This window comes from Streptomyces sp. NPDC029122 (assembly GCF_055569445.1).
The window spans coordinates 1-24710 of the sequence record NZ_JBVHWK010000014.1 but is presented as its reverse complement, the minus strand read 5'-3'; the positions used below and the strand labels follow the sequence as shown (position 1 = coordinate 24710).

19 protein-coding genes are annotated in these 24710 nt (G+C 71.4%); 13 read left to right on the top strand and 6 right to left on the bottom strand.

What is annotated here, in order from left to right:
- The first annotated feature begins 48 nt into the window (after positions 1–48).
- The 6 genes from ACZ4WZ_RS17900 (at position 49) to ACZ4WZ_RS17875 (ending at position 6457) form a co-directional block, all read left to right on the top strand.
- On the top strand, positions 49–1209 hold the full coding sequence (locus ACZ4WZ_RS17900; RefSeq protein WP_467891268.1) for a DUF4190 domain-containing protein: 1161 nt from the start codon (positions 49–51) through the stop codon (positions 1207–1209).
- A gap of 137 nt (positions 1210–1346) precedes the next feature.
- A complete protein-coding gene (locus ACZ4WZ_RS17895) occupies positions 1347–2099 on the top strand; it encodes a GntR family transcriptional regulator (protein ID WP_467891265.1) in 753 nt (250 codons plus the stop codon).
- A gap of 300 nt (positions 2100–2399) precedes the next feature.
- On the top strand, positions 2400–2594 hold the full coding sequence (locus tag ACZ4WZ_RS17890; RefSeq protein ID WP_467891262.1) for an SPOR domain-containing protein: 195 nt from the start codon (positions 2400–2402) through the stop codon (positions 2592–2594).
- Between the two features lie 32 nt (positions 2595–2626).
- Positions 2627–3073 carry a (deoxy)nucleoside triphosphate pyrophosphohydrolase gene (locus tag ACZ4WZ_RS17885; RefSeq protein WP_467891260.1) on the top strand — a complete coding sequence of 149 codons (447 nt, stop codon included), beginning with the start codon at positions 2627–2629 and terminating at the stop codon, positions 3071–3073.
- A 154-nt stretch (positions 3074–3227) separates the two neighbouring features.
- On the top strand, positions 3228–3656 hold the full coding sequence (locus ACZ4WZ_RS17880; RefSeq protein ID WP_467891535.1) for an ATP-binding protein: 429 nt from the start codon (positions 3228–3230) through the stop codon (positions 3654–3656).
- A gap of 182 nt (positions 3657–3838) precedes the next feature.
- A complete protein-coding gene (locus ACZ4WZ_RS17875) occupies positions 3839–6457 on the top strand; it encodes a SpoIIE family protein phosphatase (RefSeq protein WP_467891533.1) in 2619 nt (872 codons plus the stop codon).
- A 57-nt stretch (positions 6458–6514) separates the two neighbouring features.
- Here the strand turns inward: ACZ4WZ_RS17875 and ACZ4WZ_RS17870 are convergent, their stop codons facing one another.
- From ACZ4WZ_RS17870 to ACZ4WZ_RS17845, 6 genes are all read right to left on the bottom strand, one after another.
- A complete protein-coding gene (locus tag ACZ4WZ_RS17870; RefSeq protein ID WP_467891258.1) occupies positions 6515–7231 on the bottom strand; it encodes a PspA/IM30 family protein in 717 nt (238 codons plus the stop codon).
- A 35-nt stretch (positions 7232–7266) separates the two neighbouring features.
- Positions 7267–9372 (bottom strand): TPM domain-containing protein, encoded by a 2106-nt coding sequence (locus tag ACZ4WZ_RS17865; RefSeq protein WP_467891256.1) that lies wholly within the window; start codon positions 9370–9372, stop codon positions 7267–7269.
- Between the two features lie 79 nt (positions 9373–9451).
- The gene (locus ACZ4WZ_RS17860; RefSeq protein WP_467891253.1) at positions 9452–10234 is read right to left on the bottom strand and encodes a succinate dehydrogenase/fumarate reductase iron-sulfur subunit; all 783 of its coding nucleotides are present in this window, start codon (positions 10232–10234) and stop codon (positions 9452–9454) included.
- Positions 10231–12156 (bottom strand): fumarate reductase/succinate dehydrogenase flavoprotein subunit, encoded by a 1926-nt coding sequence (locus ACZ4WZ_RS17855; protein ID WP_467891250.1) that lies wholly within the window; start codon positions 12154–12156, stop codon positions 10231–10233. Before ACZ4WZ_RS17855 ends, ACZ4WZ_RS17860 begins: the two co-directional genes overlap by 4 nt.
- A 1-nt stretch (position 12157) precedes the next feature.
- A complete protein-coding gene (locus ACZ4WZ_RS17850) occupies positions 12158–12982 on the bottom strand; it encodes a hypothetical protein (protein ID WP_467891248.1) in 825 nt (274 codons plus the stop codon).
- A 124-nt stretch (positions 12983–13106) separates the two neighbouring features.
- Positions 13107–13331, bottom strand: coding sequence for a hypothetical protein (locus ACZ4WZ_RS17845; RefSeq protein ID WP_467891245.1), 225 nt, complete (start codon positions 13329–13331; stop codon positions 13107–13109).
- Between the two features lie 400 nt (positions 13332–13731).
- On the opposite strand from ACZ4WZ_RS17845, the gene ACZ4WZ_RS17840 reads away from it, so the two are divergent.
- From ACZ4WZ_RS17840 to ACZ4WZ_RS17810, 7 genes are all read left to right on the top strand, one after another.
- Positions 13732–16185, top strand: coding sequence for an ABC transporter family substrate-binding protein (locus tag ACZ4WZ_RS17840; protein ID WP_467891243.1), 2454 nt, complete (start codon positions 13732–13734; stop codon positions 16183–16185).
- Positions 16186–16537: 352 nt separating this feature from the next.
- Positions 16538–18442 carry a translational GTPase TypA gene (gene typA / locus ACZ4WZ_RS17835; RefSeq protein ID WP_467891240.1) on the top strand — a complete coding sequence of 635 codons (1905 nt, stop codon included), beginning with the start codon at positions 16538–16540 and terminating at the stop codon, positions 18440–18442.
- 426 nt (positions 18443–18868) lie between these two features.
- Positions 18869–20491 (top strand): peptide ABC transporter substrate-binding protein, encoded by a 1623-nt coding sequence (locus ACZ4WZ_RS17830; protein WP_467891238.1) that lies wholly within the window; start codon positions 18869–18871, stop codon positions 20489–20491.
- 95 nt (positions 20492–20586) lie between these two features.
- On the top strand, positions 20587–21534 hold the full coding sequence (locus tag ACZ4WZ_RS17825; protein WP_467891236.1) for an ABC transporter permease: 948 nt from the start codon (positions 20587–20589) through the stop codon (positions 21532–21534).
- A complete protein-coding gene (locus tag ACZ4WZ_RS17820) occupies positions 21527–22486 on the top strand; it encodes an ABC transporter permease (RefSeq protein WP_467891233.1) in 960 nt (319 codons plus the stop codon). The genes ACZ4WZ_RS17825 and ACZ4WZ_RS17820 overlap by 8 nt, the downstream gene beginning before the upstream one ends.
- Positions 22487–22499: 13 nt before the next feature.
- Positions 22500–23555, top strand: coding sequence for an ABC transporter ATP-binding protein (locus ACZ4WZ_RS17815; RefSeq protein WP_467891231.1), 1056 nt, complete (start codon positions 22500–22502; stop codon positions 23553–23555).
- Positions 23548–24594: an ABC transporter ATP-binding protein gene (locus ACZ4WZ_RS17810; RefSeq protein WP_467891229.1), complete on the top strand. Its 1047-nt coding sequence runs from the start codon at positions 23548–23550 to the stop codon at positions 24592–24594. Before ACZ4WZ_RS17815 ends, ACZ4WZ_RS17810 begins: the two co-directional genes overlap by 8 nt.
- Positions 24595–24710: the final 116 nt, after the last annotated feature.

Below are 24710 nucleotides of genomic sequence, written 5' to 3'. Positions count from 1 at the left end.
CTATTTCGCGCATTCGTTCGCGCCCCCCGTGATGGAGCACCTCACCCCGTGAGCATCCCGCCCCCGCAGCCTCCCTCCGCCGGCCCGGGCCACTCCTGGCCCCCGCCGTCGCCGCCGCTGTGGGGGCCGCCGCCCGCCCACGGGCACCCGCCCGCGCTCAACGGCTTCGCGCTGGCCTCCCTGCTGGTCGGGCTGCTGTGCTTCCCGCCGCTCGGGATCGTCTTCGGGATCGTGGCGCTGGTGCAGATCGCGCGCAAGGGGGAGCGGGGCCGGGCCCTGGCGATCGTCGGCCTGGTGGTCTCGGTGCTGACGACCGCTGTCCTCGTGACCGGCGTCTCGCGGTACGCGGAGCACTTCCTGGGCCGGCTCGGCGAGGGGCGGGAGCTCGAACACGTCGAGGGCCGGCTGACGGGGATGGACGAGCTGCGTCAGGGCGACTGCTTCAACGTCCCCGGCGGCGACCTCCTGGACGAGGCCCGCTTCACCTACCGGGTGGGCTGCGACCAGGTGCACGACGCCGAGGTGACCTCCACGACGGTGCTCGGCCCCGGCGGCTTCCCCGGCAAGGGGAGGCTCAAGGGGACCGCAACGGACACCTGCTGGAAGGCGCAGGACGCGTACGCGATGGACACGTGGGCGCTGCCCGCGTACGCGGAGATGTTCTACTTCAGCCCCACCGCGGAGAGCTGGCAGGGCGGCGACCGGCGGCTCCTGTGCATCATCGGCACGTCGACGGAGGAGCACCGGGGCAGTCTGCGCAAGGATGCGGGCATGCTGACGCCGGACCAGGTGACCCTGCTCAGCGCGCTGAACACGGCGGACCAGGCGCTGGGGCGCGCCCCCGACGAGGACCTGGACGAGGCGCTGCCCGAGTACCGGGCGTGGGCGCGGGCGGTCGACGAGGCGCTGGCGGCGGAGGAACGGATGCTCCAGGGCGTCACCTCCCGGGAGGGCACGGGCCCGGCGGCGGGTGCTCAGCTCAAGGAGGTCGCGGCCGCGCGCGGGCAATGGCAGCGGGCGGCCCGGGCGACGCGGCCGGCCGATTTCCAGCGGGCGTGGGACGCGGCGCTGTCGTCGCTGTCGGTGGACACGGAGAAGGCGCTGCGGGGAGCGTACGGGCTCTCGACGCGGGTGCCGGAGTGGCTGCGGTCGGATCCGGGAGGGCCGGGGGCCGGTTCCGGGCGCGGGCCTTCGGCGGAATCCGTCTGAGGTCTTGTGGGTAACGCGCGGTAAGGGGTTTGAGTGACCTGCGTTCATCACATCGGGTGAAACTCTGGCCCGTGCTTGCGCTGCTCAACCGTCGGTTGCCAGGGTGTGGCTGTCTGTCAACCTGATGGGAGTGGCTCGTGACTTTCGGTGAGCAGCCGGCCTATCTCCGCGTCGCCGGGGATCTGCGACAGAAGATCGTCGATGGGTCCCTGCCCCCGCACGCCCGGCTCCCTTCCCAGGCCCGGATCCGCGAGGAGTACGGGGTCTCGGACACCGTGGCGCTGGAGGCGCGCAAGGTCCTGATGGCGGAGGGGCTGGTCGAGGGCCGCTCCGGGTCCGGCACGTACGTCCGGGAGCAGCCCGTGCCGCGCCGGGTCGCCCGCTCCGGCTACCGGTCGGCCGGGGCGTCGACGCCGTTCCGCCAGGAGCAGGCCGACGCGGGCGCGCGCGGCACGTGGGACTCCAGCAGTGAGCAGACGCCCGCGCCGGTCCAGATCGCGGAGCGGCTGGGCATCGAGCCGGGGGACCGGGTGATGCGCACCCGGTACGTCTTCCGTGACGCGGGGGAGGCCATGATGCTCTCCACCTCCTGGGAGCCCCTCGCGGTGACCGGCCGGACCCCGGTGATGCTGCCGGAGGAAGGACCCCTGGGGGGCTCGGGGGTGGTGGACCGGATGGCCGCCATCGACGTGATCGTGGACAACGTGGTCGAGGAGGTCGGGGCGAGGCCCGGGCTGGCCGAGGAGATCACCTTGCTGGGCGGGGTCCCGGGGCACGTGGTGCTGGTGGTGAGCCGTACGTACTTCGCCTCGGGTCGCGCGGTGGAGACCGCGGACGTGGTCGTCCCCGCGGACCGCTACCGCCTCTCGTACCACCTGCCCGTCCGGTAACGGGGCACGGGCCGGGTTTTCGGTCGTATCGCAAGGGTCCGGGGGCGCGCCCCGGACCCTTGTTCGATCCGTCCCCCGACGGCGGGGTGAACGGCTTCCGCGTCGTCACGCCGCGGCTCCGCGCCGCGCGCCGGGTCCGGACCGGCGCGCACGGCCCGCTCGTACGCCTGGCCGGATGCGTACGCCCCCCAGGTACCTCTTCGTGAAAAACCGTATCCGCTCGGTAAAGGTCGGGCGTAAGCTCCGGCATATGCGCAATGCGGTTTCCTGGGCAGGTACGGCGGCGGAGGGTGGAGCGCGATGACCGACAGCGGTGCCCTGCTTCCATGGCTGGTCATACGTCAGGACGACAACGGCAACCGCTACCGGGTGGGCCGCTATCCCACCCGGGCCGAGGCCCAGAAGGTCGTCGACAGCCTCGACGACCGAGGACACGAGCAGCTCTACTGGGTCGAGCGGATCGGACAGGAAAGCCAGACCGCCACCACCGGCTGAACCGGCTGAAGGCGCTGGCATAGGCTCCGTCCATGACTGTACGCGTGGTCGTGGGCGGAGCCCTTTGTCATGACGGACGCCTGCTGGCCGCCCGCCGCAGCGCGCCGCCCGAGCTGGCCGGCCGGTGGGAGTTCCCGGGCGGCAAGGCCGAGCCGGGTGAAACGGTGCCCGAGGCGCTGGTGCGCGAACTGCGCGAGGAACTCGGCGTGGAGGCCGAGCCCCTGGAGCGGATCCCGGGGCAGTGGCCGGTGAGGCCCGGTCTGGTCCTGCACGTGTGGACCGCCCGGCTGGTCTCGGGGGAGCCCGCCCCGCTGGAGGACCACGACGAGCTGCGCTGGCTCGCTCCGCACGAGCTGGACTCGGTGGACTGGCTCGACCAGGACCGGCCCTTCGTCGAGGAGGCCGGCCGCCGGCTGCGCGCCGGAGCGGGCGGCGCGGTGCGCACCGAGTCGCACGGCGGGGCGCACCGGGGCGCGTGAAGCTCCCGCTCTAGGCCGTCTGCGCCACAGTGCGCCGGTGCGTGGGGGGTCGGGTGGTACGGCGCCCCAAATATCGGGTATGTCGCTATTAGTCCCTATCTCGTCCCCCTTTCGTCCCCGACGAACCTGACTGGGGTCGCTGGTGGCCCGGGAAGTGATCGGCGTGATGGACACAGACGGTGAATGCGCCGAGTGGGCCTTCCCCGCCGAGCCCGATGTCGTCCGCACCGCACGCCACGCCGTGCGCGGGACCCTCCGCTCCTGGGGCCTGGACTCCGTCGGCGATGTGACCGTCCTGCTGGTCAGCGAGCTGGTCACCAACTCCCTGCGCTACGCCTCCGGCCCCATCGGGGTGCGCCTGGTACGGCGCGATCCGGCCGCGCCCGGCCTCGCCGGCGGCCCGGCCCTGCTCGTGGAGGTCTCGGATCCGCTTCCGGATCCACCCCGCGAGCGCATCGCGCAGCCGGACGACGAAGGCGGGCGCGGCCTGCACCTCGTCGCCGTCTCCGCGCGCCGCTGGGGAACCCGGCACGGGAAAACGGGGAAGACCGTGTGGTTCGAGTTGGCTCTTCCTGGTGAGTAACAAGGAGAAGGGCGGCAGTGGGTCTCCCGGGCGGCGTCTGGGAAGACCACCGGACGTGGCCGGAAAACAACGGGACCCTTTTGTGATCGTGAACGCCGTGCCGTACGGGGCCGTGGTGCTGAATACTTCGGTCATGGCCGGTCCGGTTGCGGTGAGCTGGAGGGGACGGTCGCGTGAGCGAGATACCTGCGCAGACACATCAGGCCCGCGTGCCCGGGGAGCCCTTGCGCGACTCCCTGTGGCACAGCAGTCCGCCTGGCTCGATATACGACCACATCAAGGTGGCTTCCTTCTCGATCGGCCCTGACGGGCTCATCGACCAGTGGAGCCTGCGCGCCGAAGAGCTGTTCGGGCTGCGCGCGGCCCAGGCGGTCGGGCGCGACCCGGTCGAGGCCTTCATGCCGCCCGAGCTGCGCGAGGGCGGCCACCGCAAGGTCGCCGAGATCCTCGACGGCAAGGAGTGGACCGGCCTGATCCCCTTCCGCATCCCCGGCGGGGACGGCGCCCACGGCGTGGCCGAGATCTATGTGATGCCGACCCAGACCGAGAGGGCCGAACGCGCCGCGCTCTGCGTCGTCGTGGACGTACGCGCGCTCCGGCGCATCGAATCCGACCTCGCCGCCTCACAGGCCATATTCGGCCAATCCCCCTTCGGCTTCCTGCTGTTCGGCACCGACCTCACCGTGCAGCGCGCCAACCGCCGCTTCGCGACCGTCTTCGGCGGAGCGGTCGAGGAGCACCGCGGCCGCACCGTCCACGACTACCTGCCGCCCCACGAGGCCGACCGGATGGCCGATGCCCTGCGCCGGGTCCTGGAGACCGGCGAGTCCGTCACCGACCTGCGGATCACCGGAGCCACCCCCCGCAGCCGCGACGACCGCCACTGGTCCATCAACCTCTACCGGGTGCACGACGGCGCCGGCCGCCCCATCGGCATCGCCGGCCTCGGCACCGACGTCACCCGCCGCCACCTCGCCGCCCGCGAGGCCGCCGGGGTCCGCCGCAACCTCGCCCTCCTCAACGAGGCCGGGCACCGCATCGGCAACTCCCTCGACCTGGAGACCACCGCCCGGGAACTCCTCGACGTCACCGTCCCCGGCTTCTGCGACCTGGCCGCCGTCGACCTCTACCAGGGGCTGCTGCTCGGCGACGACGACCGTCCCGCCCGCCCCCAGGGCCCCGGAGTCCCCTCCCTGCCCGGGCAGGGGGCCGGCCGCGCCCCCTCCGCACCGCTGCGGCGGGTGGCCTTCGCCTCCGCCGTGTCCGACGCCCCGCTGTCGGGACCCGGCGCACTGGTCTCCGTGGGGGAGACGCACCGCTACCCGGCCGCCTCACCCGGAGCGCTCGCGCTGCGCACGGCACGGCCCCGGCTCGTCTCCGGCGCGGACCCGGACGCCCTCGTCCAGTCCACGCTGATCGTCCCGATGGTCGCCCACGACACCGTGGTCGGCCTCGCCCAGTTCTCCCGGACCAAGGGCAGCGAGCCCTTCGGCGAACGCGACCGGGCCGTCGCCGTGGAACTGGCCGCACGGGCCGCCGTGTGCATCGACAACGCCCGCCTCTACCGGCGCGAGCACGAACGGGCGCTGATCCTCCAGCGCAGCCTGCTGCCGCCCGGCGACCCGGAGGCGGCCGGCCTCGACATCGCCTGCCGCTACCTCCCGGGCAACGCCGCCACCGAGGTCGGCGGCGACTGGTTCGACGTCATCGAACTGCCCGGGCACCGCACCGCCCTGGTCGTCGGCGACGTGATGGGCCGCGGACTGCGCGCCGCCGTCGCCATGGGCGAGCTGCGGACCGCCGTGCGCACCCTCGCGCTGCTGGACCTGGAACCCGCCGAGGTGCTCACCGCCCTCGACGAGGTCGCCCGCGGCCTCGGCGCCCCCGGCGGCGCCCAGCAGGCCTCCCGCGCCGCCCTCCACTCCCGCGACGCCGACCGCTCGGAGGTGTACCTCGCCACCTGCGTGTACGCCGTCTACGACCCGGTCACCCGGCGCTGCACCATCGCCAACGCCGGCCACATGCCGCCCGTCCTCGTCGAACCCACCGAGGACGGCGCCGCCCCGCCCCCCGGGCTGCTGCTGGAGATCCCGACCGGGATGCCGCTCGGGGTGGGCGGCGAACCCTTCGAGGAGGTCGAGGTGGAACTCCCCGAAGGCGCGCTGCTCACCCTCTACACCGACGGGCTGGTCGAGTCCCGCGACCACCCCCTCGAAGAGGGCCTGCGCGGCCTGCGCGGGGCGGTCGCCGATCCGTCCCGCCCCCTGGAGGAGGTCTGCGACCACGTCCTGAACACCCTCCACACCCGGCACGGCGAGGACGACATCGCCCTGCTGATGGCGCGGGTCCAGGGGCTGCCCGTCGACGCCGTCGGGGACTGGCAGCTGCCCCGCGAGGCCCGCTCGGTGGGCAAGGCCCGGGAACTGGCCCGGGCGAAGCTCCCCGCGTGGGGCCTGGAGGGCCTGCTCGACACCACGGAACTGCTGGTCAGCGAACTCGTCACCAACGCCCTGCGGTACGGGGAGGGGGACATCCGGCTGCGGCTGCTGCTGGACCGGACCCTGGTGTGCGAGGTCTGGGACGGCAACCTCGCCCAGCCGAGGCGCCGCCGCGCCCGGGACACGGACGAGGGCGGCCGCGGCCTCCAGCTCGTCGGCCTGCTCTCGGCCGGCTGGGGCACCCGCCGCACCCACCGGGGCAAGACCGTGTGGTTCGAGCTGCCCCTCCCCATGCCGGGCGGAGCACCGGGAGAGGCGGTCACCGAGCTGTCGGCGGAACAGCTGCTGAGCATGTACGGATGAGCCGGCCGGGGGGTGCCGGGCGGACCAGGGCGCGGCCATGGTCCGTCGGACGCCCCCTCAGGCCGCCCGGGACTTGAGGGCGGCCAGGCGGGCCTCGATCTCCGCGGCCCTGCCCAGGTCCTCCAGCGACTCGAACTGGGCGTCCAGGGAGGAGGCCGCCAGCTCCGACTTGCCCATGGCCATCGCCTCCTCCCGCCGGACCTTCTCCTCGAAACGGCTCAGGTCGCTCGTCGGGTCCAGCACGTCGATGTTCTTGACCGCGTCCAGCATCGTGTTCTGCGCGTGCGCCGTCCTCGCCCGCGCCACCAGCTCGTCCCGCTTGGCCTGGAGTTCCGTCAGCTTGTCCTTCATCGAGGCCAGGCCTTCCCTCAGCCGGTCCACGACCTCCGTCTGGGCGGCGATCACCGGCTCCGCCGTCGCCGCCTCCTTCTCCGACCGCAGCTGCCGGCCCAGGGCCACCTTCGCCAGGTTGTCGAACCGGTCCGCGTCCGCCGCCGCGCCCGACGCGCGCAGCTCGTCCGCCTTGCGGCTGGCCGCGAGGGCCTTGCCGCCCCACTCTGCGGCCGCGTCCACGTCCTCCTTGTGGTCGGCCTCCAGCATCCGCAGGTTGCCGATGGTCGTGGCCACCGCCTGCTCGGCCTCCGAGATGTTGTTCGAGTAGTCGCGGATCAGCTGGTCGAGCATCTTCTGCGGGTCCTCCGCCTGGTCCAGCAGCGCGTTGATGTTGGCCTTCGCGAGCTGGGTGACACGGCCGAGGACGGTCTGCTTGCCCATGGGGTCCCTTTCTGATGGGTCTGGTGCCTCGTCGTTCAGAAGCGGCCGCCGCCGCCCATGCGGCCGCGGGTACCACCGCCCCCGTAGGAGCCGGGCCCCCCGCCGAAGCCCCCGCCGCCGAAGCCACCGCCTCCGCCTCCGCCGAAGCCGCCCCGGCCGCCCCCGCCCCGGAGGATCTCGCCGAGGATGATCCCGCCGAGCACGGCACCGCTCCGGCCGCGCTGCCCCGCGTACGGGTTCTGGTACGCCCCCACGTCCTGCTCCGCCAGCTGCTGCGCCTGCCGGGCGAGGGAATCCGCCCGCTGCGCCTCCGCCAGCGCGCCCGCCGGGTCCCGGCCGGCCAGCGACACCGACCGCTCCAGGTGCCGCTGCGCCTCCGCCAGCCGGGTCCGGGCCTGGCTGCCCACCGCGCCCCGGCTGGTGGTCACGTAGTCCGTCGCCGCGCCGATCGCGCTGCGGGCCGACAGCTGGGCCTGGTCCAGCAGCGCCGCCGCCCGCCGCCGCCCCGACTCCTGCTCCCGCGCCCCCGCCAGGGCCTCGTCGAGGGCCGCGTCCGCTTCCTCGACCCGGCGCAGGGCGTCGATCGGGTCGTACCGGCCCGACGCCTCCTCCCGGCGCACGTCGGCCAGTACGGACTCCGCCCGGCCGATCCGGCCGCGCAGGTCGCCCGTCGGGGAGCCCGCCGCCGCACCGGTGAGCAGGCCGCGAGCGTCGGCGAGGTCCGTCTCCGTCGCGGTGAGGGCGCCCGGCAGCTTTCCGGCCGCCTCCGCCAGCTCCTGCGCCCGCCGCTCGACCGCGTCCACCAGGGTCGCCGCCTGGTCCACCGCGCCCTCGGCGGCCCGGACGTGCACGGCGGCCCGGCCGTTGTCCCCGGAGCCGAGGGCCGCCCGCGCCTCGCCGAGACTGGTCGCCGCGAAGAGGAGCCGGTCCTCGGCCTGCCCGGGGTTGGCGGCCACCGGCGCGGACGCGGATTCCGCGTACCGTCCCGTCAGCGCGGTCAGGGTCGCCGCGGCGGTGGTCGTACGGCCGCTCAGCGCCCGGAAGTGCGCCTCCACCGTGGCGAGGGCCTGCGGGGCGTTCCTCTCCAGGTCCCGCAGCCGGTCGAAGCCGGCCGACTCGGCGTCGAGCCTGCGGTTCGCCTCCGTGCAGCGGGCCACGATCTCCTCCAGCATCCGGCGCCGGGTGGCCTCGTCCTCCGGGTAGGCGTCGTCCAGCTGCTGGCGCAGCCGGAAGGCGTGCGTCAGCTCGTCCCTCGCGTACCGCACCGCCCCGGTGAAGGGGCCGACCGCGTCATCACCGAACTGGGCCGTGGCGAAACCGAGTTCCTCGGTGCTGGTGCGGACGGCGTCGTCCGTCTCCACCAGCAGGGCCTTCGCCCGGGCGTCGAGCTCGGGCAGCGGGGCCGGCGCGGCCCGGGCACCGTCCCAGCCGGCATGGCCGGTGGTGGTGCCCCTCCCCGACCCGCCGCGCTTCCCGCGGCGCCGGTACGCGTACACCCCGAGGGCCCCGGCCGCGCCGACGGCGACCACCGGCAGCACGAAGTCCCCGGCCCCGCTGCCCCCGTCGGCCCCGCCGCCGGGGTCGGCCGCGCCGGGGGTGATGGCGGGCACCGGGACGGGCCGCCCGCCGAGCACGGCGTCGTAGCCGTTCGCCGCGCCGATCGCGGCGCCCGCCCAGTCGTTCCGGCGCAGCGCCGGCTCGACGGCGGTACGGGCGACGGCGTCGAGCTGCTCCTGGGTGAAACCGGAGTCCACGTCGGCCGAATGGGCGTACTGGCGGGTGCCGGTCGCCACCGCGAGCAGGACGTCGTCCCGGCCCAGGCCGTTCTTCTGGGCGGTGGCGTCGGCCCAGCTCTGGGGGGACCGGTCGGAGAAGTCGTGCACATAGGTGACGAACAGCTGGATCCGGCGGTCGGCGTAGAGCCGGTCGAGGGCTGCCGTCACGGCGGGGGCGCGGTCCCCGAGGGCGCCGACGCGGTCGGTGACCTGCCCCTGCCGCGACAGCGTGACGGGGTCCTCGGCGCGGGCCGGCCCCGCTCCGGCCACCCCCAGACCACCGAGCGCGAGCCCGAGCAGGGCGGCGGCGAGGAGCAGCCCGGGGGTGGGGGTGCGGGGGAGCGTCCTGCGTCTCGGGGGGTGCACATTTGGGAGGTTATGGTCCCGGCGGCGGACCCGCACCCGGAGCCGCCGCCCTGGCCGGGCGGGGTGCGGGTCGCCGGTTCTAGCGGGGGTCGGGGTCCGGGCGGCGCCGGATCTTGTTCCCCAGCCACACCAGGGGGTCGTACTTGCGGTCCACGGCCCGCTCCTTCAGCGGGATCAGGGCATTGTCGGTGATCTTGATGCCCTCGGGGCAGACCTCCGTGCAGCACTTGGTGATGTTGCAGTAGCCCAGTCCGTGTTCCTCCTGGGCGGTGCGCCTGCGGTCCAGGCCGGCGCCCGCGGCCGCGTCCAGCGGGTGCATGTCCAGCTCCGCGACCCGCATCAGGAAGCGCGGGCCGGCGAAGGCCGCCTTGTTCTCCTCGTGGTCGCGCACCACGTGGCAGGTGTCCTGGCACAGGAAGCACTCGATGCACTTGCGGAACTCCTGCGAGCGCTCCACGTCCACCTGCTGCATCCGGTACTCGCCCGCCGCGACCCCCGGCGGGGGCACGAAGGCCGGCACCTCCCGGGCCTTGGCGTAGTTGAAGGACACGTCCGTGACCAGGTCGCGGATCACCGGGAAGGCCCGCAGCGGGGTGATCGTGACCGTCTCGTCCCGCTCGAAGACGGACATCCGCGTCATGCACATCAACCGCGGCCGGCCGTTGATCTCCGCGCTGCACGAGCCGCACTTGCCCGCCTTGCAGTTCCAGCGGACCGCGAGGTCGGACGCCTGCGTCGCCTGGAGCCGGTGCACGATGTCCAGGACCACCTCGCCGTCGTGCACCTCGACGGTGAAGTCCCGCAGTTCCCCGCCCTCCGCGTCGCCCCGCCAGACCCGGAAGCGTGCGTCGTATGTGGTCACCCGTAGAGCTCCTCTTCGGCGAGGTACTTGGCCAGCTCTTCCTTCTCGAAGAGCGCGAGCAGGTCGGGGCGGATCGGCTCGGTACGGACCCGCTCCAGCGCGATCCGCGCCGCGGCGGGATCGGCTGGGGCCGGATCGACCGGGCGGCACAGCAGGTTCACCGGACGCCACTGCCGCTCCATCGCCGGGCAGTCCTCGCGGGTGTGCCCGCCCCGGCTCTCGGTGCGCTCCAGGGCGGCGCGGGCCACGCACTCGCTGACCAGCAGCATGTTGCGCAGGTCCAGCGCCAGGTGCCAGCCCGGGTTGAACTGCCGGTGCCCCTCGACCCCGGCACGGGCCGCCCGTACGCGCAGGGCCGCCAGCCGCTCCAGGGCCTCGGCCATCTCGCCCGCCCGGCGGATGATGCCGACCAGGTCGTTCATCGTCGTCTGCAGCTCCTGGTGGAGGGTGTACGGGTTCTCCGCGCCCTCGTCCGCGTGGAAGGGGGCCAGCGCCTCGGTGGCCGCCGCGTCGATCTGCGCCTGGGACACCTCGGGCCGCCGGCCCGGGGCGGCCGCGTACCCGGCCGCGTGCAGCCCGGCCCGCCGGCCGAAGACCAGCAGGTCGGAGAGGGAGTTGCCGCCGAGCCGGTTCGAGCCGTGCATGCCGCCCGCCACCTCACCGGCGGCGAACAGCCCCGGTACGCCGACCGTGGCGGCGGTGTCGGAGTCGACCGCGATGCCGCCCATCACGTAGTGGCAGGTCGGGCCGACCTCCATGGGCTCGGCGGTGATGTCCACGTCCGCCAGCTCCTTGAACTGGTGGTACATGGACGGCAGCCGGCGTTTGATCTTCTCGGCCGGCATCCGGGTGGACACGTCGAGGAACACCCCGCCGTGCGGGGAGCCGCGGCCGGCCTTGACCTCGGAGTTGATGGCGCGGGCCACCTCGTCGCGGGGCAGCAGCTCGGGCGGGCGGCGGTTGTGGTCCGGGTCCTCGTACCAGCGGTCGCCCTCCTCCTCCGACTCGGCGTACTTGTCCTTGAAGACGTCGGGGACGTAGTCGAACATGAACCGCCGGCCGTCGGAGTTGCGCAGCACCCCGCCGTCGCCGCGCACGGACTCCGTGACGAGGATCCCCTTCACCGAGGGGGGCCAGACCATGCCCGTGGGGTGGAACTGCACGAACTCCATGTTCAGCAGCGGGGCGCCGGCGAGCAGGGCCAGCGCGTGTCCGTCGCCGGTGTACTCCCAGGAGTTGGAGGTGGTCTTGAAGGACTTGCCGATCCCGCCGGTGGCCAGCACCACCGCCGGGGCCTCCAGGACGAAGAAACGGCCGGACTCGCGCTCGTAGCAGAAGGTCCCCGAGACGCGGGAGCCCGCGGCGGAGCCGCTGTCGGACTCGGTCTTGAGGACCCTGGTGACCGTGCACTCCTGGAAGACCTTCAGGCGGGCCTCGTAGTCGCCGGTCTCCTTGAAGTCCTCCTGCTGGAGGGCGACGATCCGCTGCTGGAGGGTGCGGATCAGCTCCAGGCCGGTCCGGTCGCCGACGTGCGCGAGGCGCGGGTACTCGTGCCCGCCGAAGTTGCGCTGGGAGATGCGCCCGTCGGGCGTGCGGTCGAAGAGCGCGCCCCAGGTCTCCAGCTCCCAGACCCGGTCCGGGGCCTCCTTGGCGTGCAGCTCGGCCATCCGCCACTGGTTGAGGAACTTCCCGCCGCGCATGGTGTCGCGGAAGTGGACCTGCCAGTTGTCGCCCTCGTTGACGTTTCCCATGGAGGCGGCGATCCCGCCCTCCGCCATCACCGTGTGGGCCTTGCCGAAGAGGGACTTGCAGATCACGGCCGTCCGGGCCCCGCGCTCGCGGGCCTCGATCGCGGCCCGCAGCCCGGCACCGCCCGCGCCGACCACGACCACGTCCCACTGCTGCCGTTCCACTTGAGCCATCTCAGAAGATCCTCGGGTCGGTGATGGTGCCGCTGGCCAGCAGGTACACGTAGAAGTCGCACAGGGCCACGCTGATCAGGGAGGCCCAGGCGAGCTGCATGTGGCGGGCGTTGAGCCGGCTGACCCAGCCCCACAGGCGGTAGCGGACCGGGTGCTTCGAGAAGTGCCTGAGGCGGCCGCCCATGATGTGCCGGCAGGAGTGGCAGGAGAGGGTGTACGCCCAGATCAGCACGATGTTGGCGAGGAAGACCAGGGTGCCCAGCCCCATGTGGCCCCACGCGTAGTTCGCGTCGCGGAAGGTCAGCACGGTGTCGTACGTCAGGATGCCCGCCACCGGCACCGCCGCGTAGAAGAAGTAACGGTGCAGGTTCTGCAGGACCAGCGGGAAGCGGGTCTCGCCGGTGTACGAGGCGTGCGGCTCGGCGACGGCGCAGGCGGGCGGCGAGGCCCAGAAGCCCCGGTAGTAGGCCTTGCGGTAGTAGTAGCAGGTCAGCCGGAAGCCGAGCGGGAAGACCAGGATCAGCAGGGCGGGCGACAGGCCCCACCAGCTGCCGAACAGGTCGAGGTTCGGGCCGTCCCGCATCGGCAGGCAGTTCTCCGCCAGACAGGGGGAGTAGAAGGGGGAGACGTACGGGGCCGCGTAGTAGTGGTCGTTGGCGAAGGCCCGCCAGGTCGAGTACGCGATGAAGGCGAGCAGCCCGGCCGCGGTGCCGGCGGGCGACAGCCACCACCGGTCGGTGCGCAGGTGCCGGGCCGCGATCGCGGCCCGGGAGGGGCCGTGGACCCCGCCGGGCCGCTGCTGGGGTGGTTCCGTGCCTGTGGCCAAGGGGAACTCCGGGTGGAGTGAACGAGGGGTGGCCCAGGAGGCCCGGCCGCCGGAGCGGCCGGGCCAGATGGGGGTGCGGTGCGGTGCGCGGACGGCCGGCCCGGTGGACGGGTCGGCCGGACGGCTAGGGGGCGCGGCGGTCGCGGGCGCCGAGGCCCTCGTCGTCGGTGTCCGTCCACAGCGCGTTGTCGTACGGGGTGTCCGGGATGGTCACCATCCCGGATTTCTCCGGCGGCCGGGAGCCGGCGGCCGGCACCTGCCGGGCGACGTCCTTCTCCAGCTGCTCCACCGAGCGGACCAGCTGGTCGAGGTTGCGCCGTACGGCGGTCAGATCGTCTTGCAGGGACATGACTTGCCCTCACTTCCGCAGGGTGCGGTGGCAACGCTCACGGGCGCCTGCGAGTGTCGCGCCTCCCGTCCCCGGTTGTGAAGGGACGTGCAGCGATTCCGGGCGCGCAGGCGCAAACCGTGCGCCCCTCCCTGCCCCCATTTTCATCCCTCGAACGAAGGAACGCGCGCCTGGGCGCGGAACCCGGCGGCCGCCCCGGGGCGGGGCGCGCGGCCCCGGCCGCAAGCCGGATTGGTCCGCACGGGTGGGGTTCGCGGCGTGGCGAGGGGCCACTGCGATCCACGCGGGCGGTGGTCGATTTCAGTGGGTTTCCACACCGGTGTGATCAGCTCCATATACCGCCGAACGTGATCAAGACCCTTCTTAACGGCCCTCGCGCCCCGCCCCGGAGGTACCACCCATGACCCAGAGAAGGCGCAGGTCCTTGGCGCTCCTCACCTCGGGAGTCCTCGCACTGCCGCTGCTCGCGGGGTGCGGGGCGGGTGAGGACGAGGGCGGCCCGGCCGCCGCCGGGCCGGACATCGCGGCGACCGTCCGCGAGCAGGTCGCCGACGGCGGCGTGCTGCGCTGGGCCGTGGACTCCCTGCCGGAGACCCTGAACACCTTCCAGGCCGACGCGGACGCCGCCACCAACCGGATCGCCGGCGCGGTCCTGCCCCAGCTGTTCACCCTGGACGCCAAGGGCCGGCCGGTGGCCAATCCCGACTACCTGGAGAAGGCCGAGGTCGTCGAGCGCGAGCCCAAGCAGGTCGTCCTGTACAAGCTGAACCAGCAGGCGGTGTGGAGCGACGGGCGCGAGATCGGGGCCGCCGACTTCGTCGCCCAGTGGCGGGCGCTGAACGGCAAGGACTCGGCGTACTGGACCGCCCGCAACGCCGGATACGACCGGATCGAGAAGATCGAGCGCGGCAAGAACGACCTGGAGGTCAGGGTCACCTTCGCCAGGCCGTACGGCGACTGGCGCTCCCTGTTCAGCCCGCTCTACCCCAAGCAGGTCATGGGCAACCCCGAGGCCTTCAACGAGGGCGCCCGCGGCGCCCTGAAGGTCACCGCCGGGCCCTTCGGGCTCGGGGCCATCGACAAGAAGACCGGCACCGCCGCCCTCACCCGCAACCCCCGCTGGTGGGGCCGGCCCGCCAAGCTGGACACGCTCGTGCTGGCGGCCGTGCCCCGGGCGGGCCGCCCGGCCGCGCTGGCCGCCGGGAAGATCGACCTGGGCGAGATCGACCGCGCGGGCGCCGACCGCATCGCCCTCGCGCACCGGGACGCCGGACGCGTGGACGGTACGCACGGCCCGGGCGCCTCCCTCACCCCCGCGCAGGCCACCCTCTCCTGGGCGCTGGCGCACGGCGCCGACGAGGACCGGGCCAAGACGGAGCAGGAAGCGCGCCAGGAGAAGGCCGCGGCCGTCAAGAAGTACGCCGAGGAGCAGGCGGCCCTGCGCCGCTTCACGGTCCGCAAGTCCCTGGAGCCCGCCTACACGCAGCTGGCCATGAACGGGGCCTCCGGCCCGCTGTCGGACGAGCGGGTCCGCCGGGCGATCGCCCGCGCCCTGGACCGCAGGACACTGGCCGAGACCGTCCTCAAGCCCCTGGGGCTGCCCGCGAAGCCGGTCGGCAGCCACCTGGCGCTGGCCGGGCAGCAGGCGTACGCCGACAACAGTCAGGCGCTCGGCGGCCAGGACACCCAGGCGGCCCAGGCCCTGCTCGCGGACGCGGGCTGGCGCAGGGGCGGCAAGCTGAACGAGCCGGCCGGGGCGAAGGCGGGGGCCGAGAGCGCCGGGGGCGCGCAGGACGACTCCAAGACTCCGGCGGGGGCGAAGCCCGCCCCGGGCGACGGCACCGGGAACGACGGCCTCTACATCGTGGGCGACGACGACGGACGCAACGGCGACCTGCGCTCCGCCACCGCCGACCTCGGCATCCGCCGGGCCCGCCCGGGCCTGCCCGGTGCCCCCGCCGCGGGGCTGCGCGTCCTCCCGGAGGGCTCCCCGCGCGGCTTCGGGACGGACCCGGCCGACGGGCTCGCCACCTTCGGCCGCACCGACCTGCCCGCGCCGGCCCTGGCCCCGGCCTCCCTCGCCGCCCAGCAGGAGCAGGTACTCCTCGCCCAGGCGGAGTCCCTCGCGGCGGCCAAGGCGGTCCCGGCGGCGGGTGACGACGGCAAGGCCCCCGCGGAGGGCGACGACGCCAAGGCCGCCCCTGCCGCGGACGAGGACGGCAAGGATCCCGCCGCCAGCCCGGCCCCGCTCCCCGCCAAGCAGGCCGCCCGCACCTCCGGCGCGATGCTCGCCAAGGACGGCAAGGCGCTCAGCCTGCGCTTCGTCCTCCCGTCCGGCCCCGGCTCGGAGGCCCTGCGCTCGGTCGGCGAGCGGATCTCCCAGATGCTCCAGAAGATCGGCATCGGCACCGAGATCAAGAAGGTCGCCGACGAGAGCTTCTTCAAGGACCACATCGCCTCGGGCCAGTACGACCTGGCCCTCTACTCCTGGCCCGCGACGGCCTTCCCGGCCACCGACGCCCGGCCCATCTTCGCCAAGCCGGAGCCGGCCGCCGACGGCTCGCTCCTCGTCGAGCAGAACTACACCCGGGTCGGCACCGACCACATCGACCAGCTCTTCGACCAGGCGGCCGGCGAGCTGGACGAGGAGCAGGCCCGCGAGCTGATGCGCAAGGCGGACGCCCGGATCTGGGCGGCGGCCGGCTCCATCCCGCTCTACCAGCGCCCCGAGCTGGTCGCCGTCAAGCCGGGCCTGGCCAACGCGGGCGCCTTCGGTCTCGCGACGCCCCGCTACCAGGACATCGGCTGGAAGAAGCCGCCCCAGGCCAAGGACGCCAAGAAGGAGAAGAAGTAGCCGGGGCGTGAGGCGCCCGGGAGAAGAAGTGGTGAAAAAACGGGGCCTGTCAGGTTGACCCCGGGGCGCCAAGCTCAGAAGTGACTCAATTTCCTTGCCCGCCGGATTCCCGGCGGGCAAGGTCGTGCCCACACCCATTGACCCGCACGAACACAGGCCCCACCGACAGCCGGGACCCCCCACCCCAAGCCCGGCCGTCCTCAGTCGTCCGGCCTCTTGACAGACCCCCCGGCAGGCGGTTCCCGCCATTCGACGTACCATGGGGTAAGGCCGTGGCAGGTTTTCCGCCCGGTCGAGGCGCGCGTGCCGGACCGTACGCGTCGCCATCCACGATCCCGGGAGAAGCGCCGAAGTGCCCACGCGCCACGACATCCGTAACGTCGCCATCGTCGCCCACGTCGACCATGGAAAGACGACCATCGTCGATGCCATGCTCAAGCAGGCCGGTGCCTTCGCCGCCCACCAGCAGCTCGACGACCGCATGATGGACTCGAACGACCTGGAGCGTGAGAAGGGCATCACGATCCTCGCCAAGAACACGGCGGTGAAGTACCACCCCAAGGACGGCGGGGCCCCGATCACGATCAACATCATCGACACCCCCGGCCACGCCGACTTCGGTGGTGAGGTCGAGCGCGGTCTGTCGATGGTGGACGCCGTCGTCCTGCTGGTGGACGCCTCCGAGGGTCCGCTGCCCCAGACCCGCTTCGTGCTCCGCAAGGCCCTCCAGGCCCGGATGCCCGTCATCCTCTGCATCAACAAGACGGACCGCCCGGACTCCCGGATCGACGAGGTCGTCAACGAGACGTACGACCTCTTCCTGGACCTGGACGCCGACGAGGACCAGATCGAGTTCCCGATCGTCTACGCCTGCGGCCGTGACGGCGTCGCCTCGCTGACCAAGCCCGAGGACGGCACCGTCCCCGCGGACAGCGACAACCTGGAGCCGTTCTTCTCCACCATCCTGGAGCACGTCCCGGCCCCGGTGTACGACGAGGAGGCCCCCCTCCAGGCCCACGTCACCAACCTGGACGCCGACAACTTCCTCGGCCGCATCGCACTGCTGCGCGTCGAGCAGGGCGAGCTGCGCAAGGGCCAGACCGTGGCCTGGATCAAGCGCGACGGGACGATCTCCAACGTCCGCATCACCGAGCTGATGATGACCGAGGCGCTCACCCGCAAGCCCGCCGAGGTCGCCGGCCCCGGTGACATCTGCGCCGTCGCCGGTATCCCCGACATCATGATCGGCGAGACCCTCGCCGACCCGGAGAACCCGATCGCGCTCCCGCTGATCTCGGTCGACGAGCCGGCGATCTCCATGACCATCGGCACGAACACCTCCCCGATGGTCGGCCGCGGCGGCACGGGCAAGGGCGCGGACGCGAAGGCCGCGGTCAAGGACCGCAAGGTCACCGCCCGCCAGGTCAAGGACCGCCTCGACCGCGAGCTGATCGGCAACGTCTCGCTGCGCGTCCTCGACACCGAGCGTCCGGACGCCTGGGAGGTCCAGGGCCGTGGTGAGCTCGCGCTCGCCATCCTGGTCGAGCAGATGCGCCGCGAGGGCTTCGAGCTGACCATCGGCAAGCCGCAGGTCGTCACGCAGGAGATCGACGGCAAGGTGCACGAGCCGGTCGAGCGCATGACCATCGACGTGCCCGAGGAGCACATGGGCGCGGTCACGCAGCTCATGGGCGTCCGCAAGGGCCGCATGGACAACATGTCGAACCACGGCTCCGGCTGGGTGCGCATGGAGTTCGTCGTCCCGTCGCGCGGCCTCATCGGCTTCCGTACGGAGTTCCTGACCAACACCCGCGGTACGGGTATCGCCCACTCGATCCACGAGGGCCACGAGCCGTGGTTCGGCCCGCTGGTCACCCGTAACAACGGTTCGCTGGTCGCCGACCGCGCCGGTGCGGTCACGCCGTTCGCGATGATCAACCTGCAGGAGCGCGGCGTCCTGTTCACCGAGCCCGGCACCGAGGTGTACGAGGGCATGATCGTCGGCGAGAACTCGCGCTCCGACGACATGGACGTGAACATCACCAAGGAGAAGAAGCTCACCAACATGCGTGCGGCTTCGGCGGACAACACGGAGAACGTGATCCCGCCGCGCAAGCTCTCCCTGGAGCAGTCCCTGGAGTTCTGCCGCGACGACGAGTGCGTCGAGGTGACCCCGGAGGCCGTGCGCATCCGCAAGGTCGTCCTGGACCAGAAGGAGCGCTCGCGCACCGCGTCGCGCGCCAAGTCCGCCAAGTAGTACGCGAGTCGGACTCTGGCCGAAAGCAGTACGGCTGACAGCGGCCCCTCCCCGCACCGGACCGGTGCGGGGAGGGGCCGTTCGCGTTTGTCAAACGGATTATTGCGTTCTGATGTCCGCATACCGACCGTGACGCTCCGGATGATGAGCTAACCGTCCGTTTCGCACGTGTCTGTCTCCTATCCGTTTGTCCGGATTTCGGGTTTTGGCCATGCGGTGATGTTGTGAAAACGAGACCACTTAAGTGTGGTTTACGGCCTGGCAGTCCCTGAGGATGGCTCCATTGAGCTCGGGTCAATGGGTCACACGCTGTGGGGAGCGTCGACTCACGAGCACACACGATGGGACCGGATTTCGCTGTCAGGGGTGTCAGCGGGAACCGGGTCCTTCACGAATCGACAGTGACTCCTGAGGAGGCAAATACCCATGCGCGGAGCAACGAGCGCCAAGTGGGTCGCGGGTGCCGTGATCGTGGCCATGGCCGCGACGGCCTGCAGCACCGGTAGCAACGACGCCGGTGGCAAGGGCGGCAGCATCACGGTTGTGCTCGGCGAGCCGCAGCACGAGCTGGTGGGTCAGAACACCGCCGAGTCCGAGGGCGCCGAGGTCCTCAACGCGCTCTTCGACGGTCTGGTCGACTACGACACCAAGACCAACGAGCCGAAGCTCGACGCGGCCGAGTCCATCGAGTCCACGGACTCGAAGACCTGGACCATCAAGGTCAAGGAGGGTCGCACCTTCCACAACGGTGAGAAGGTCGACGCGCAGTCCTTCGTCCGTGCCTGGAACTGGGGCGCCAACCAGGAGAACGCGGCCGAGGGCCTCCCGTTCTTCTCCAAGATCGAGGGCTCCGACGAGCTCGCGCCGGGCAAGGGCAAGAAGCCCACCGCCAAGGAGCTCAAGGGCCTCAAGGTCGTTGACGAGAAGACCTTCACCGTCACGCTGAAGGAGCCCTTCTCCCAGTTCAAGACCATGCTGGGCTACAACGCCTTCTACCCGCTGCCGAAGGCCTTCGAGACCACCGACCTGAAGAAGTTCGGTGACAACCCGATCGGCAACGGCCCCTTCCAGATGGACGGCGCCTGGGAGCACAACAAGCAGATCAAGGTCAAGCGCTTCGAGAAGTACCCGGCCGAGGGCCGCGCGAAGCTCGCGGGCGTCACCTTCAAGATCTACGACAACATGGACACGGCGTACAACGACCTGCGCGCCGACAACATCCAGATCGTCGACAAGCTCCCGATCTCCGCGATGGCCACCGTCTCCCAGGAGTTCGGCGACCGCTACATCTACAAGCCCGAGTCGGCCGTCGGCTACCTCGGCCTCCCGCTCGAGACGAACCCCGAGGCGTTCGGCAAGCTGGAGATCCGTCAGGCCATCTCCATGGCCATCGACCGGGACACGCTGACGAAGACCATCTTCAACGGCACCCGCAAGCCGGCCGACGACTTCATCAGCCCCATCATCCCGGGCTACCGCAAGGGCGCGCTGGGCGAGTTCGGCCAGTACAACCCGACCAAGGCCAAGGAGCTCTTCGACAAGGCCGGCGGTGTCCCCGGCAACAAGATCGAGCTCGGCTACAACGCCGACGGCGGCCACAAGGAGTGGATCGAGGCCGTCGCCAACCAGCTGAAGGCGAACCTCGGCATCGAGGTCACCGCCAAGCCGTACGCCAAGTTCGGTGACATGCTGGACGACCTCCAGGCGTCGAAGTACAAGGGCGCGTTCCGCATGGCGTGGTCCATGGACTACCCGGCGGCGGAGAACTACCTGCGTCCGGTCTTCTCGAAGGTCGCGATCGAGCAGGGCTCCAACTACGGCCACTACCGTAACGACGAGTTCGAGAAGGTCATGGCGGAGGCCGACAAGGCCACCGATGCGGCCGAGGGTCTGAAGCTGTACCAGAAGGCCGATGACATCGTCATCCGCGACCTTCCGTACATCCCGGTGTTCACGTACATGTCCTCCGCGGCCTACTCCAAGTCCGTGAAGAACGTCGAGGTCGACGCCCAGGGCCGCATGGACCTGGCCAACGTCGAGCGCAACTAACACCCCTCGTCACTTAGGGGATTTCCGGGGGGCGGGCATACGGAATCAGGTTTCCGTATGCCCGCCCTTTCCCCCTGTTCTTTGCTGGAGGTCTGATGGGCCGCTACCTCATCCGCCGACTCATACAGGCGATCCCTGTTCTGATCGGTGCCACGTTCCTGATCTACCTGCTGACCTTCGCCATGCCCGGCGCTGACCCGATTCAGCTCCTCGCCGGCGAGAAGAAGGCAGACCCCATCGTCGCCGCGATGCTGCGCGAGAAGTACCACCTCGACGACCCGTTCCTGCTGCAGTACTGGAACTACATCACCGGTGTGTTCCAGGGTGACCTCGGCGAGACCCTCACCGGGCGCAAGGTCATCGACATGATCGGTGAGGCCTTCCCGTACACGGTGAACCTCGCGATCTTCGCCTTCGTCATCGAGGCCATCGTCGGTGTCGCGGCCGGCATCATGGCCGCCCTGCGCCGCGGCAAGTTCCTCGACCAGCTGGTCCTCATCTCCACCCTGATGGTCATCTCGATCCCCGTCTTCGTGACCGGTTTCGTCCTCCAGCTGACCCTCGGCGTCCAGCTGAAGAACAGCTGGGGCATCGAGCTGTTCTCCGTCTCCTTCAACGAGAACGACGGGCTCAAGGCCTACCTCCTCCCGGCCTGGGTGCTCGCGTCCACCTCGCTGGCGTACGTCGCCCGACTGACCCGCACCAGCCTGATGGAGACCATGCGCGCGGACTACGTGCGCACCGCCACGGCCAAGGGCCTGCCCCGCCGCCGCGTCGTGGTCAACCACGCGCTGCGCAACGCGCTGATCCCGATCGTCACCTTCCTCGGCGCCGACCTCGGTTCCCTCATGGGCGGTGCGGTCATCACCGAGCGCATCTTCAACATGCACGGCCTCGGCGGCCTGCTCGCCCAGTCCGTCTACCTCAAGCAGGGTGCCGTCGTCGTGGGTGGTGTGACCCTCCTGGTCCTCATCTACCTCGTCGCCAACCTTCTCGTGGACCTGCTGTACGCCGTGCTCGACCCGAGGATCCGCTATGCGTGACACGAATACGGTGGAGGACTCGATGACCGACACCCAGACCGCCGCGTCCGCCTCCGGCGGCACGCGGGCCGGCAAGGTCCAGGACAAGAAGAAGAAGGACCGCGAGGCCAGCCTCTGGTCCGACGCCATCGACGACCTGCGCCGCAACCCGATCTTCATCATCGGCGGCGCCCTCGTGGTGTTCCTGCTGATCGTGGCCGCCGTGCCGCAGCTGTTCACCGACGGCACCCCGTTCGACGCGGGCGCCTGCAAGCTAGAGGACTCGCTCAAGACCCCGAGCGCCGCCCACTGGTTCGGCTATGACATCCAGGGCTGCGACGTCTACACGCGTACCGTGTGGGCCGCCCGCAACTCCGTGATCGTCGGCGTCGTCACCACCTCGCTCGTGCTGCTCGTCGGCGGCGCCCTCGGTCTGATCGCCGGCTGGGTCGGCGGTGTCGTGGACAGCTTCCTGTCCCGCTTCACCGAGATCTTCTTCGCGATCCCGCTGCTGCTCGGCGGCATGCTGATCATGTCCGCCATGCCCGGCAACGCCTGGACCGTCTCGCTGGTCCTCGCCGTCCTCGGCTGGCCGCAGATCTTCCGCATCATGCGGTCCTCGGTGCTGCAGAACAAGAACAACGACTACGTGGTGGCCGCCCGCGCCCTCGGCGCCGGCACCATGCGCATCACGATCCGCCACATCCTGCCGAACGCCGTCGCCCCCGTCATCGTGGTCGGCGCGATCAGCCTGGGTGTGTACATCTCCGCAGAGGCGGCACTGTCCTACCTCGGTATCGGTGTCCAGCCCCCGGAGATCTCCTGGGGCCTGATGGTGAGCGACGCTTCGGCCCGCTGGCTCCAGGCACCGCACGTGCTGCTGTTCCCGTCCATTGCGCTGAGCATCACGGTGCTCGCGTTCATCATGGTCGGCGACGCGGTGCGCGACGCCCTCGACCCGAAGCTGCGCTGAGGAAGGGCGTACGTTGACCATCATCGACAAGACCTCGAACGTCCCCGCGCCCCGCTCGGCGCCGGAGGGGACCCACCTGCTCGAAGTGCGCGACCTGCACGTCGAGTTCCACACCCGCGACGGAGTCGCCAAGGCCGTCAACGGTGTCTCGTACTCCGTGGACGCCGGCGAGACCCTCGCCGTGCTCGGCGAGTCCGGCTCGGGCAAGTCCGTGACGGCGCAGGCCATCATGGGCATCCTCGACATGCCGCCCGGCAAGATCCCCTCCGGTGAGATCCTCTTCCGGGGCCAGGACCTGCTGAAGCTCCCGGCCGAGGAGTACCGCAAGATCCGCGGCTCGAAGATCGCCATGATCTTCCAGGACGCGCTCTCCTCGCTGAACCCGGTGCACACCGTCGGCGCCCAGCTCGGCGAGATGTTCCGGGTCCACCGGGGCATGTCCAAGAAGGACTCCCTCGCCAAGGCCGTCGAGCTCATGGACCGGGTGAAGATCCCCGCCGCCAAGGCGCGCGTGGGCGACTACCCGCACCAGTTCTCCGGCGGCATGCGCCAGCGCATCATGATCGCGATGGCGATGGCCCTGGAGCCGGACCTGATCATCGCCGACGAGCCGACCACGGCCCTCGACGTGACGGTCCAGGCCCAGGTGATGGACCTGCTCGCGGAACTCCAGCGCGAGATGAACATGGGCCTGATCCTGATCACCCACGACCTCGGCGTCGTCGCCGACGTCGCGGACAAGATCGCCGTCATGTACGGCGGCCGGATCGTCGAGACCGCCCCGGTCCACGAGATCTACAGCCGCCCGGCACACCCGTACACCCGCGGCCTGCTCGACTCGATCCCGCGCCTGGACCAGAAGGGCCAGGAGCTCTACGCGATCAAGGGCCTGCCGCCCAACCTGCTCAACATCCCCCCGGGCTGCGCCTTCAACCCGCGCTGCCCCAAGGCGCAGGACGTCTGCCGCACCGACGTGCCGGCCCTGCACCAGGTGACCGAGCAGGACGGCACCGAGCTGCCCGGCCGCGGCAGCGCGTGCCACTTCTGGAAGGAGCAGATCCATGGCTGACCTCACCAAGGACCGGGGCGAGCCGATCCTCCAGGTGCGCAACCTGGTCAAGCACTTCCCGCTGACCCAGGGCATCCTGTTCAAGAAGCAGATCGGCGCGGTCAAGGCCGTCGACGGCGTCTCCTTCGACCTCTACCGGGGCGAGACCCTCGGCATCGTCGGCGAGTCCGGCTGTGGCAAGTCCACCGTCGCCAAGCTGCTGATGAGCCTGGAGAAGGCCACCGCCGGCGAGGTCTTCTACAAGGGCCAGGACATCACCAAGCTGTCCGGCGCGGCCCTGAAGGCGGTCCGCCGCAACATCCAGATGGTGTTCCAGGACCCGTACACCTCGCTGAACCCGCGCATGACGGTCGGCGACATCATCGGCGAGCCGTACGAGATCCACCCCGAGGTGGCCCCGAAGGGCGACCGGCGCCGCAAGGTCCAGGAGCTCCTGGACGTGGTGGGCCTGAACCCGGAGTACATCAACCGCTACCCGCACCAGTTCTCCGGCGGCCAGCGCCAGCGCATCGGCATCGCCCGCGGCCTCGCGCTGAACCCGGAGATCATCATCTGCGACGAGCCGGTCTCCGCGCTCGACGTGTCGGTGCAGGCGCAGGTCATCAACCTGATGGGCAAGCTCCAGGACGAGTTCGACCTCTCCTACGTGTTCATCGCGCACGACCTGTCCATCGTCCGGCACATCTCGGACCGCGTGGGCGTCATGTACCTGGGCAAGATGGCCGAGATCGGCACCGACGCCGAGATCTACGACCACCCCACCCACCCGTACACCCAGGCGCTGCTCTCCGCCGTGCCGGTGCCGGACCCGGACGCGCGCGAGGGCCGCGAGCGGATCATCCTCACCGGTGACGTCCCCTCACCGGCCAACCCGCCCTCGGGCTGCCGCTTCCGCACCCGCTGCTGGAAGGCCGAGGAGAAGTGCGCCACGGAGGAGCCGCTGCTGGCGATCCCGACGCGCTTCGTGGGCTCCGCCAGCCCGGCCGCGCACGAGTCCGCCTGCCACTTCGCGGAGGAGAAGGCCGTCCTGGCCGTCTGACCCCCCGCGAGGCGTACGCGTACCCGGGCGGGGGGGGGGGGGGGGGGGGGGGGGGGGGGGGGGGGGGGGGGGGGGGGTGTTGGCGCGGGGGGGGGGGGGGGGGGGGGGGATGTTGG